This window comes from Falsihalocynthiibacter sp. CO-5D18, from assembly GCF_041205445.1.
GTDB classification, from domain to species: Bacteria; Pseudomonadota; Alphaproteobacteria; order Rhodobacterales; family Rhodobacteraceae; genus Falsihalocynthiibacter; species Falsihalocynthiibacter arcticus.
Window position 1 is genome coordinate 64,340 of sequence record NZ_JBGFCF010000015.1, and the last position, 11,869, is coordinate 76,208.

Annotated in this window: 13 protein-coding genes; 1 reads left to right on the forward strand and 12 read right to left on the reverse strand. The window is 50.6% G+C overall.

Features of this window, described 5'->3' with window-relative positions:
• Positions 1–6: 6 nt before the first annotated feature.
• The 12 genes from AB9F27_RS17635 to AB9F27_RS17690 all read right to left on the reverse strand — a co-directional run bounded on the left by AB9F27_RS17635 (position 7) and on the right by AB9F27_RS17690 (position 10,586).
• Positions 7–705 carry an IS6 family transposase gene (locus tag AB9F27_RS17635; RefSeq protein WP_369757973.1) on the reverse strand — a complete coding sequence of 233 codons (699 nt, stop codon included), beginning with the start codon at positions 703–705 and terminating at the stop codon, positions 7–9.
• 9 nt (positions 706–714) lie between these two features.
• Positions 715–1,359, reverse strand: coding sequence for an IS6 family transposase (locus AB9F27_RS17640; protein WP_369757974.1), 645 nt, complete (start codon positions 1,357–1,359; stop codon positions 715–717).
• Between the two features lie 71 nt (positions 1,360–1,430).
• Complete coding sequence (locus AB9F27_RS17645) at positions 1,431–1,697, reverse strand: DUF1127 domain-containing protein (RefSeq protein ID WP_369757975.1); 267 nt, start codon at positions 1,695–1,697, stop codon at positions 1,431–1,433.
• 59 nt (positions 1,698–1,756) lie between these two features.
• On the reverse strand, positions 1,757–2,002 hold the full coding sequence (locus AB9F27_RS17650; protein ID WP_369756701.1) for a DUF1127 domain-containing protein: 246 nt from the start codon (positions 2,000–2,002) through the stop codon (positions 1,757–1,759).
• Positions 2,003–2,536: 534 nt separating this feature from the next.
• Positions 2,537–3,253, reverse strand: a complete 717-nt coding sequence (locus tag AB9F27_RS17655; protein ID WP_369757976.1) for an IS6 family transposase — start codon at positions 3,251–3,253, stop codon at positions 2,537–2,539.
• A gap of 59 nt (positions 3,254–3,312) precedes the next feature.
• A complete protein-coding gene (locus tag AB9F27_RS17660; protein ID WP_369756703.1) occupies positions 3,313–4,935 on the reverse strand; it encodes a dihydroxyacetone kinase subunit DhaK in 1,623 nt (540 codons plus the stop codon).
• A gap of 11 nt (positions 4,936–4,946) precedes the next feature.
• Positions 4,947–5,942, reverse strand: coding sequence for an ABC transporter ATP-binding protein (locus tag AB9F27_RS17665; protein ID WP_369756704.1), 996 nt, complete (start codon positions 5,940–5,942; stop codon positions 4,947–4,949).
• Positions 5,935–7,032, reverse strand: coding sequence for an ABC transporter ATP-binding protein (locus tag AB9F27_RS17670; RefSeq protein WP_369756705.1), 1,098 nt, complete (start codon positions 7,030–7,032; stop codon positions 5,935–5,937). Before AB9F27_RS17670 ends, AB9F27_RS17665 begins: the two co-directional genes overlap by 8 nt.
• Positions 7,033–7,035: 3 nt before the next feature.
• Positions 7,036–7,224, reverse strand: a complete 189-nt coding sequence (locus tag AB9F27_RS17675) for a hypothetical protein (RefSeq protein ID WP_369756706.1) — start codon at positions 7,222–7,224, stop codon at positions 7,036–7,038.
• Positions 7,221–8,159, reverse strand: coding sequence for a carbohydrate ABC transporter permease (locus AB9F27_RS17680; RefSeq protein WP_369757977.1), 939 nt, complete (start codon positions 8,157–8,159; stop codon positions 7,221–7,223). The genes AB9F27_RS17675 and AB9F27_RS17680 overlap by 4 nt, the downstream gene beginning before the upstream one ends.
• A complete protein-coding gene (locus AB9F27_RS17685) occupies positions 8,156–9,103 on the reverse strand; it encodes a carbohydrate ABC transporter permease (protein ID WP_369757978.1) in 948 nt (315 codons plus the stop codon). The genes AB9F27_RS17680 and AB9F27_RS17685 overlap by 4 nt, the downstream gene beginning before the upstream one ends.
• Before the next feature lie 163 nt (positions 9,104–9,266).
• A complete protein-coding gene (locus tag AB9F27_RS17690; protein WP_369757979.1) occupies positions 9,267–10,586 on the reverse strand; it encodes an ABC transporter substrate-binding protein in 1,320 nt (439 codons plus the stop codon).
• Positions 10,587–10,769: 183 nt separating this feature from the next.
• Here AB9F27_RS17690 and AB9F27_RS17695 point away from each other — a divergent pair, with 183 nt between their 5' ends.
• On the forward strand, positions 10,770–11,792 hold the full coding sequence (locus AB9F27_RS17695) for a LacI family DNA-binding transcriptional regulator (RefSeq protein WP_369757980.1): 1,023 nt from the start codon (positions 10,770–10,772) through the stop codon (positions 11,790–11,792).
• Positions 11,793–11,869: the final 77 nt, after the last annotated feature.

The following is an 11,869-nucleotide window of genomic DNA, read 5'->3' on the forward strand; positions in this document are numbered from 1 at the left end:
CAATCATCATGCGGCACAGAAATTGAACCACTCGGTGAGAGCAGTTGCACGTTTTCGTTTGAAGGATTGCCTGCTTTCTAGATGCCTTTGGTGGTTGAAGTGGTTATAGATTTCGCTGTGATAACTGACAAATTTCTGAAGTGTCGCAACCGTCTTGAAACGCTGCATCGCTCGTTCTCTACGTCGAAATGGTAAGTGCGAATTCTCGCATCTGTTGTTGGATCGGCCGCCGCATAATTGTTTATCGGCAACGCCAATCTCACGAAAGGCTGCTCCATAGGACGGTAGTTTATCCGTTGTGATAATCTTAGGCACACCATGCTTTTTCATCGTCTTTATGATAAATTTCTTCGCCGCAGCCTTGTTGCGCCGCTTTGTAACTAAGCATTCAAGAACCTCACCTTCATGATCAACGGCACGCCAAAGGTAAAATATCTCACCATCTATTTTCACAAAAACCTCGTCCAAGTGCCATTGCCAATTTGAGTGGTGCCCCACCCTCTTCTGCCGGATCTCCTTAGCAAATTTTGCACCAAATCTGTTGACCCAAAACCGCACTGTTTCGTTGCAAATATCAATCCCGCGCTCATGCAGGATATCTTCAACCTGGCGAAAACTGAGCGGGTAGCGGATATAATACATCACAGCGAGACGGATGATTTCAGGACTCGTTTTGAAATACTTGAATGGGTTTTGTGTTGTCATTCACCAAAATTAAGGATCAACAGTTGGGGCGTCAAGTTTGTCTGGCAACACCGACGAATGAATGGCGACGAATTTCTGCAAGGTTCGCGTTCGTCGGAAGCGCAACATTGCCCGTTCTCGTCGTCGAAAAGGTTGGTGTGAATTCTCGGCCCGATTGTTCAGCCAGCGGTCAGTTTCTTGTCGATGAGCGTTGCCGATGACCTTCATCGCGGCGCCGTAAGACCGCAGTAGATCAGTCACGATGACATGTGGTGGACCAAAGCGCTTCATTGTTTTTCTGAGGAATTTCAACACCGCTTTGCGATCCCGGCGCTTGGTGACATAACTTTCAAGCACCTCGCCCTCGTGATCCACGGCCCTCCAGAGATAGTGGGTTTCACCGTTGATTTTTACGAACACTTCGTCCAAATGCCATTGCCAATTCGAATGAGCTCGAAGGTGCTGAACCCGTTTTCTTCGGATCTCCGCGGCGAACAACGGAACGAACCGGTTCCACCAAAACCGCACAGTCTCATGGCTAATTTCGATCCCGTGCTCATGCAACAAATCCTCCACATTCCGGAGTGACAGAGGGTACCGAACGTAAAGCATCACTGCCAGGCGGATGATCTGCGGGCTCGTCTTGAAGTACTTGAATGGGTCGCGTTTTGTCATCCTGCGACGCTAGGCGTTCACCCTGCCCGCCTCAACCGGTTTTCTTCTGACAGTGCCGCGCAATCCATTGTTTAAAGTCCGTCGTATTCGTATGTGGCCAGGAATTTCGCATGACGCTTAATATCGCTTCGTGTGATCCCAATTTGCGCCAGTTCTTCGTCTGACATTGCGCGGAGGACGGATTCCATTCTTCCAATCTGTAGATTGGCCACGAACCTCGCCAGGCCAAAGTATACTGTGGATGCGCAACCTGCGAAGAACGAAGCGAAACCGCCTGCAGCGTGTCGCAGTTGCGGCCAGAAGTTCGGAATGCCTGCGGTGCTCACGTTGTTTTTCATTGGGTTAGTCCTTTTTCGGTTTTAGAGTGCCAGCTTGGAATTACCCAAGTGAGACACGCCTATGACTGCCGGTTTACCGCCCGCGAACGCGTATGGCCGTATGCGGCCTCGTATGCAATTTCCTTGATCGACAGCCGAGAGATGCCGATGTCGGCAAGCTCGCGGTCGGACGAGCATTGAAGTTCGCGCAGTGTCCGAACGTACACACTGTGCTGCGCACGGCGCACTGCTGCTGCTTTTCTGCTGGCTTCAAGCCAGTCGCGAAGCCGAATTCCGGAATGAAAAAGGTCTGCTGTATGGGTCATCTCTCATGCTCCTGTACTCAGTGGTGCGTTTGGTGCGCTGTTGGTAGCGCTATCGTCACCGTTCAATTGGAAGGTAGTGAAATGCTGCGCATGCACAATAACTCATTACAACATGCTGCTATGCAGCAATAGCATAGGTGCGTGCGGCGCAAACTTAGGCGGTTTGCTAGTGAGGCAGGCAGTCGAAACCTTGGGCCGACGCCGTTGCTCGAAAATTGACAGCGGTTGCCGAAAATCTGGGCGTGTAATGTATATCAGATCGATAAAGATCCAAAATTCGTCAACCCTTACGGAGATTTGTTTTGGCAACGGAGGTAGTTCGATCACACGGGTCACGATCTGAGAGGGCCCTTGAGTAAGCCATAGAGTGAGGCCTTTACTGAAATCGTACTGTTGCTCGTGAAAACGCAGAACTCCAAATACCCCACCGGCAGGTCGCCCTCGCTTCCTACGGCTAAAATCCTCCCCCCAACTGGGGACGATGGTTAAAGACAAATTCGAACACGTCTCAGCGGGGCCAGTACTGCTGCCCTTTTATGCCGCACAAAGTCCCCGCCACTCGGCGAGAGCGGCGGCGCGCGCAAGCTTGAAATGGTCTCTTTGGGAAAGGCTGCGACCCTGATTGAAGTTGTTACAAACGGAAGCATGTACGGCTACGAATTTCTGCAAACTTCGCATACGACGAAAGCGGTGCATGGCACGTTCTCGTCGTCGAAAAGGTAGGTGTGAATTCTTGGCTCGGTTATTCTTCCAACGCCCCGTTTCCTGTCTACTGGCATTTCCGATGACCTTCATCGCGGCACCATAGGAACGTAACTTGTCAATGACGATGACTTTCGGTTGGCCGTACCGTTTCATCACTTTCTTCATGAATTTAAGGACCGCAGCCCTATCTCGACGTTTGCTCACATAACTTTCCAACACCTCACCTTCGTGGTCGACAGCCCGCCAAAGATAATGTCGCTCACCGTTAATCTTGACCAAAACTTCGTCCAAGTGCCATTGCCAGTTTGAATAAGAGCGTAGTTGTTGGACCCGCCGACAGCGGATTTCTGTAGCGAACATGGGACCGAAACGGTTCCACCAAAACCGAACTGTTTCGTGGCTCACATCGATCCCTCGTTCGTGGAGTAAATCTTCCACGTTTCGAAGTGAGAGTGGAAATCTGACGTACAACATCACCGCAAGACGGATAATCTCAGGGCTCGTTTTGAAATAGCGAAAAGGAGAGCGTTTTTTTTCATGACACAACGCTAATTGGTAGCCCTGCCCTTCTCAAGCCAGTTTCCTCTGACACCGCCTGTTAGAGACTAGGGGGCGTTCAAATGCTCAAACAGTCGCGCCACAGCTTCTGCGCCGGGATCTATATGACCTTGTAGCTGTTCGGCATTAATGTAAGCCGCGCGTCCTGCCTTTGCTTTCACAATCGTCGATGTGTGAATTGCCCCTTTGCGGGCGGCTTCAGCCGCTGGTGCAATACCGACTGAAAGCGCGTCCAAAGCTGGCTTAAGCGCATCGACCATTGTCCGGTCACCCACTTGTGCCCCCCCGATATGCTGCATCCGTTTAAGTCCCTCTTTCAAAGCCTCAACCATGGGCAATCCGCTCGAAACGGCATCGCCCGCCGCTGTAAAGAAAATTGCGAGTAGCACTCCCGACGAGCCGCCCATCGTTTGACTGAGTTCTTGTCCGATTGCCCGATAAAGCTGTGTGTGATCGGCAAGTGGCAGACGATCTAGAGCTCCAATGAGTGCGCGAGCGGCTCCCGAAAGTGTGGACCCTGTATCGCCATCTCCAGATTTTGCATCCAGTGCGTTCAGATCGGCCTCGGCTGAAATCAGTGTCTCACAACACTTTGTTAAAAATTCGGCTGTTTCATCGTGCTTGGAGGGAACCGGTTGGATCGGCGTTAGACCATCCGGCAATTCGATCAAAGGAATTTGCTTCAATTCCATACATCCGGGCCACGCGGCAGGGGTGCAAGGAGCCTTCAACAATTCTTCCTCCTCAGGACTAACCGGATAGACGGAAACCGAGAACCCGCGCATGTCTAGAGAAGTCATCATTGACGCCGGGCCCACGATAAACTTCAGTTTTTTGGAAATTGAGCAATTCGCTAATTCATTTGCCAGAACCGACATCTCAAGAACAGAAGAACCACCTAGATTGTTAAGCAAAACCACATGGGGTTTGTTCTCCAAAAGGGGTGCTAACTTTTCGATAATTGCGGCAACGGATTGCTTAGCATCAACGTATGAAATTTGTTCAACACCCGCTTCTCCGTGGATACCCAGACCCAATTCAACCTTACCCAATGGAATTCGATCTTCTTTTGGGGAGCCTGGAACAGTGCATGTGTCTAACGACATTCCGAGCGATTTAGTGCCTGCAACCACGCGTTCGGCCGCTTTAGTTATAGTCTCCAAAGGCTGACCTGATTCGGCCAACGCACCAGCAATTTTGTGGACAAACAGCGTCCCTGCCACACCACGGGGCTGCGCCAAATCCGGTAGTGCAATATCATCATCGACGATGACCATATTCACTTTGAGGCCAAATGCGCGGGCTCTTTCTGCTGCTAATCCGAAGTTTAAGCGATCACCAGTGTAGTTTTTGACAATAAGTAGACAGCCCGCGGGGCCCGTCACGGCGAGTATTCCTGCGAGCACAGCATCAACTGAGGGTGATGCAAAAACGTCGCCACAGACCGCCGCCGTAAGCATCCCCCGTCCTACAAATCCTGCATGCGCTGGTTCATGCCCTGAGCCGCCCCCCGAAACCAATGCGACCTTTGATTTTCCCCAGTCGTTCCGAATAACAACCCGAATATGTGGATACCCATCCAACCGTGCTAAAGCACCGCCAGAACTCCGGATCACACCGTCGATCGCATCCGTGACCGCGTTTTCCCTTTGGTTGATAAATTGAGCCATGGTTTTCTCCCTCAAGCAACCCGAGCGCCATTGGCGTCGAAGTAAAATGGTTTGTTAGGGCTAATTTTTACAATATCGCCATTCTTTAAGTCTGTGTGAGCATCGGTTACCGTGATCAGCGCGTGGTTCTTGAATGCCAGATGCAATCGCGTCTGATCACCTAAGTGTTCAACCCGCTGAACGAAGCTTTCTTCGCCATCGCCTTGCGTGATCTGCTCTGGGCGCAAGCCAATCGTCACTGCATTTTCCGGAGCGCCACCGAAGACATCGGCTGGCAACACATTGATCCGAGGCTGGCCCAAACGACTGGCCGCATATACGCTCACTGGGTTCTCGTAAATTTCTCTTGGTGATCCGAACTGCACCAACTTTCCCGCATCCAATACGCCAACATGGGTGGCCATGGTCATCGCTTCGATTTGGTCATGTGTCACATATAAAAAAGTCGCTCCAGAATTTGCCTGAATGCTCTTCAACTCAATACGTAAATCTGACCTTAACTTTGCATCCAACGAACTGAGTGGTTCATCCATCAAGTAGACCGAAGGATTTCGGACAAGAGCGCGGCCAATCGAAACCCGCTGCATCTCTCCGCCGGACAAGGCCGTTGCTTTGTTGTCTAGCTTGTGAGAAATCTGCAAAACTTCCGCCACTTCTCCGACCTTGCGGTCAATCTCCTCGGCCGTGAGGTTCATGAGAGGCGACTTCAGAGGAAACGCCAAGTTCTGTTTGACGGTAAGATGAGGATACAACGAGTATTGTTGAAAGACCATTGCCACATCGCGTTGCGCGGGCGTCAAGCCAGTCATCGAATGGCCTCCAATACTGATGAATCCACTGTCTGGCGCATCAAGCCCTGAAACCATACGAAGTGTCGTCGTTTTTCCTGCACCCGTTGGCCCCAGTAAAACGACGAACGATCCATCTGGAACCGTCATATCGACGTTGTCTAATGCGACATCATCCCCGAAACTCTTTGATACATTCGTGAGTTGAACTTCAGCCATGATTCAGCACCTTTTCATTTGCCTGTGATTTGAGGGCACGGCCTGTTTCAGCATCAAAAATTGTGATTGTGCGCGCATCAAAATTCAGGCCGGTGGTTTGACCAACTGAGATTTTTTCAGTGCTGGCAACACGCGCTTTCACCATACCATTGGCTGTAGCGAGACTCACAATTTGTGTGGTCCCCAAATATTCGGTGGCCACAACGCGGCCTCTGTACTCAGCGTTGTCATTCAATTTTACATGCTCTGGACGCACGCCCAGTGTCAGGTTCCCCACGGCACCATCAATTTGCTTGGGTATTTGAAATAGTGTGTCGCCCAGAGAGACTTGATTGGCATTTGAGCCAACCATACCGCTAAAATCGAGGAAATTCATTGACGGTGATCCGAGGAATTGCGCGACAAATTTGGTAGCGGGCCAATCGTAGATTTGCTGGGGCACGCCAAATTGTTCCACGACTCCGTGATTCATAACAACGATTTTATCACCCATTTGCATGGCTTCCAATTGGTCGTGGGTCACATACACAGTCGTCGCATTCATGCGATCATGCAGCGCGCGCAACTCCTCTGACATATGTTCCCGAAACTCAGCGTCCAGAGCTCCCAGAGGCTCGTCCATGAAGAATGCTTTTGGATCGCGAACAATTGCCCGTCCAAGAGCAACCCGCTGACGGTCTCCGCCAGACAAGCCGCCCACCGGACGCTTTAGGATGTCGGTAATGCCGAGGATTTCTGCGACCTCGCCAACTTTCCTTTTAACGGCCGCTTTTGGCATGCCTTGCGATAACAGCGGGTAGCTTATGTTCTTGCCGACATTCATGTGCGGATACAAAGCGAACATCTGGAACACAAAGGCGATATCTCGTTGGCTGGCAGGTTTCATGCCCACCTCTTCACCGTCGATATAAATCTCGCCAGATGTAGGAAGTTCAAGACCAGCCATCATACGGAGCGTTGTCGTCTTGCCGCAACCAGACGGGCCAAGCAGCATGAAGAACTCACCGTCTTCGATGGTGAAGGTTGAGGATTTCACGGCGTTAAACGACCCGAAGTCTTTGCGCACGTGTTCAATACGTATTTGTGCCATAGGTTACTCCGGAAAATGACTGACGACGATGAACATCACCGTGCCGATAAGCGTGACAATGAAGGAGTACGTGAAGAGCCAGAGGTAAACCGGCTGCATCAACATCACGACCCCTACCGCGATTAAGATAGATGCGAGCATCTCCCAAGGTCCCCGACGGAACCCCATAAGTCCCTTGATGAAGTTGCTCATTTGCGAACTGCTCCGAATGTAATGCCACGCAACAAGTGCTTACGCAGAAGGATTGTGAAAATCATCACGGGGATCAGGAACACGGTGGCGCCAGCGGCGACAGCAGGCCAGTCTTTACCACTCACCCCGATAATAGTTGGGATAAAGGGCGGTGCCGTTTGGGCGGTACCGGACGTTAACAAGACCGCAAAAGCGTATTCGTTCCATGCGAAGATCAGGCAAAAGATCGCTGTCGATGCAATGCCCGTTGCCGCTTGTGGAAGAACCACTTTGTAAAAAGCTTGAAACCGAGTGTATCCGTCAATCAGCGCAGCTTCCTCATATTCGATCGGAATCTCATCGATAAACCCCTTGAGAAGCCAAACAGAGAGCGACAGGTTCACTGCCGTATAGAGCAGGATCATTCCAAGGTGCGTGTCATTTAAGCCAAGATTACGGAACATCAGAAAGATCGGAATAGCGACGGCGATTGGCGGCATCATCCGTGTTGATAGGATGAAGAACAGCAAATCATCCTTGAACGGGACCCTAAAGCGGCTGAATGCATAGGCTGCAGCCGTTCCGAGGATCATACATAGGGCGGTAGACCCAAACCCAATAATGACCGAATTCATAAACCGCTGTCCATAACGCGACGGTCCAGAGATTACTGACCCCCGATCACGCGCAATTTGCTCGTACCAGTTTTTCGGTTCACCGGCCTCTTCCAACATACCTGCCGTAGCACGCGTACGTTCGGTGAATAAATTCACATACCCTTCCAGCGTTGGTTCAAAGAAAACCTTTGGTGGATAAGAAATTGAATCCGCCGGTGACTTAAAGCCTGTTGCAATGATCCAAAGCAGCGGCATGAGAGTGATAATGGCATAGCCAACGACCAATGCGCCCGCGAACCATTTCGTCCTCGAGGACGGTTCTGTTACAGAAAAACTCATCTGTCTTTTACCTTATTGAGCGCTTTCACGTAGATCGAAGCGAGGCCGAACACGGTGACAAACAGGATGACGGCATAAGCCGAGGAATAGCCGGTGCGCCATTTTTCAAAGGCCTCTCGTTTGAGGTCGATGGACGTCAGCGTCGTGACATTACCTGGACCACCGCCTGTGAGCTGCACCACAAGGTCGAACATTTTGAAGTTTTCGATCCCTCGGAACAAGACGGCCAACATGAGGAACGGCAGCACCATTGGAATGGTGATCGTCCAGAACTGGCGCCATTTGCTGGCGCGATCACATTCAGCCGCCTCATAGATGCTATCTGGGATGGATCGCAGTCCGGCCAAACAAATCAGCATAACAAAAGGCGTCCACATCCAAGTATCCGCTATGATGATAGACCAAGGGGCAAGATGCACGTCTCCGATCATTGAGAAACTCGCGGGGTCACCACCAGTGAAGAAAGTGACAACATAGTTGAACAGTCCAATTTGAGGTTGGTATAAAAACGTCCAGAAGTTACCGACGACAGCGGGTGACAACATCATGGGAAAAACAATGATCGTCGTCCACATATCGTTGCCCCTGAACTTTTTGTTGATCAAGAAGGCTAAGAAGAAGCCAATCAGGACCTGTAGAGCGATTGTCCAAAGCAAGAAGTGGGCCGTAGCTTGCATCGTGTTCCAGATGTCGCTGTCACTGAGAATGCGCTGGTAATTGCGCAACCCGACCCATTCAACGTCATTGTTAGGACGGTTCACGCGAAAGTTTGTGAAGCTGAGACGGATCGTCCAAATGAGCGGGAAAATATTGACCGCTAGAAGGAGGAAGATTGTGGGAGCGACAAAAATCCAGGCAATAGTGCGATCAGATAAGCCTCTTATCTTTCTCGCAACCGTATCAGGCGTGACCTGTGCCGCTCTTTCGATCGGTGAGTGTGTCATTTGAATATCATCCTTCATCGCGGCTTTCAGAGCCGTTTCATTCAGTTCTACCGCCGATGTGTGGTTTTAAGTAATGTTTCCCTAGCCAAGGACCTGTCAATGGCCCAAAGACGGATCTATGGCTAGGGAAGCGTCAGGCCAGAAGGCCCGACAGGGAGTTAACCTAGAGCTTACCTTCGTCTTCGAAGGTTTCGGTCCAGTCTTTGACAAGACCATCAAGTGCTTCTTGTGCTGAACCTTCGCCAGCGATGACGTAGTTGTGCAAGCGCGCCTGCATAGCCAGCAACAATTCAGCATATGCTGGTTCAGCCCAGAAGTCCTTCACGATAGCCATCGAGTCTAGGAACGTCTGCGCGTAGGGCTGACTATCCGCAAAACCTGGATCTTCAACAACTGCCTTCAAAGCAGAGTAGCCACCGAGCTCCCACCATTTCGCCTGAACTTCAGGCTGGGCGAACCATTGAATGTACTCAAGGGCTGCGTCTTGCCTATCAGAATACGCTACAACCGAAATCCCTTGGCCGCCCAGCTGAGCGAATTGACCTGCGGGACCAGCTGGATTCGGGAAATAACCGGACCGGCCGCCACCAACATTGGGATCAGCTTCTACACCGGGCCAAACGAAGGCAAAACCCATAGACATTGCAACCTGACCCGAACGATAAGCATCAATGTTTTCACCCATATACCAGTTTGAGGCGCCTGGAGGTGTTCCCACGTCGTATAGCTCTTTGTAGAATTCCAGCCCTTCAACGGCACCTGCAGAGTTCACAAAACCTTCAAGCTCATAAGGGGACTCTGGATTCTCGTATTGGAAACCATAATTGTAAAGCGCGTTAGTCGCACCCATTGTGATGCCTTCAGACCCACGTTCTGTGTAAAGCGCGGCTCCATAAACTGTGGTGCCGTCAATATCGCGCCCCTGAAAAAATTCAGCAATATCTTTTAACTGCTCAAGAGTGGCTGGAGCGTCAAGCTTGTAGCCATATTTCTCCATAAATTCGGCCTGAAGCTCTGGACGTTCAAACCAATCTTTGCGGTAGGACCACCCAACAACGTCACCAAATGCTGGCAGAGCGTAATAGTTTGGCGTGCCTTTTGGCCACTCAGAGTAGCCCGTCACGGTTGCGGGAATAAAATCATCCATCGTGATGCCGTTTGCATCAAAAAAGTCGTTCAGCTTGATGTAGTGCCCGTTCTCGGCACCGCCGCCGATCCATTGGCTGTCTCCGATCATGAGATCGCAAAGCTTTCCGCCAGAGTTCAGCTCATTGAGCATGCGGTCAGCGAAATTTGGCCAAGGCACAAATTCAAAATTCATTTCGTGGCCGGAAGCCTTCTCAAAATCTTTACTAAGCTCGATCAAAGAGTTTGCTGGATCCCATGCAGCCCAACAAAGGGTCAGATCCTCGGCAAACGCTGCTGACGACATTGTACCAGCGATGATTGCGGATACAGCCGTAGTGGTGAATTGCTTTCTCATTTTTGAATTTCCTCCCATTAGTGTGGTCGCAACCCCCTCGTCACGACTCAACGTCCACAATCCATAATGAGGTGCGCACCTCAAGTAAAGACATTTTTGAGGTCCGCACCTCAAAAAGCTTGATTATAGGGTAACACCACGCGTATATCTGCAAAGAATACTGAAATACGGAGCAAGTTCTACATGCGACCAACAACCAAAGATCTTGCCGCTGAAGCGGGTGTCAGCCTTGCAACGGTTGATCGAGTATTGAATGCGAGGTCGGGTGTTAGAAAAAAGACCATCGACGCCGTCAACGAAGCGATCAAGCGTATAGGGTTTGAGCGAAACCAGTTGGCCGCGACACTTGCCAGAAAACGCGGATACAGGTTTGGTTTCGTATTACCAAAAGACGGTGATGAATTCCTCAAAGAAATTGTGGACCGAATAACAGAAATCAACGAAGCCTTCCGAGCGGAAATGATCGAGGTTAAGGTGCTTCGGGTGGATGAAAAAGATCCGCATAAAACGGCTAGGTCCCTGTCTCGGTTAAAACCTGAAGACTACGACGGTGTTGCAGTTATGGCCCCTGAATTCCCCCAAATTCGCGATGCTATACGACGCATGCGAGAGCGTAAAATTCAAACGATTCCATTCATATCGAACCAGAATAACGAAGAAAAAGGGGACTTTGTTGGCATTGATAACCGAGCAGCCGGTGCGACGGCTGGTCGTCTAATGGGGCGCTTTTTATCGGGAAAAAGCGGAGCAATCGCTGTTGTCACTGACACCATGCAGTCGCGTGATAGCCTAGAGCGTCGCCTGGGCTTTGATGCTGTGATCAACCGAGATTACGCGTCGTTCAAAGTTCTTCCTTCATTAGAAACGCACAGTGATCCAGCCCGCATTCATAATGTTATCGAAACAATTTTCACCGCGCATTCCGATCTCGTCGGTCTATACATCATGGGCTCAGAAGCCAGAGAAGTGCTCGAAGCTGCTCAGATATATGGACGGGGAAAAGGGCATCTTCAGATTGCACACGAACGGACCCCGTCGACAGTAAACGCCTTAATGAACGGTACATTGGATGCTGTGGTTACGCAGGATCCGGGACATCTGGTACGGAGCGCGGTACGCATCCTGCGTGCGAACTGCGAAAACCGAACAACCCTCGCATCACAAGAGAAAATCAGAATTGAAATTCTCTTGGCCGACAATCTTTAGGTGAAGCGGTGTTGTCAGACAAACTTGAGCACGCCCCAAAAGGCACATCAAGTCAATCATCATGCGGCACAGAAATT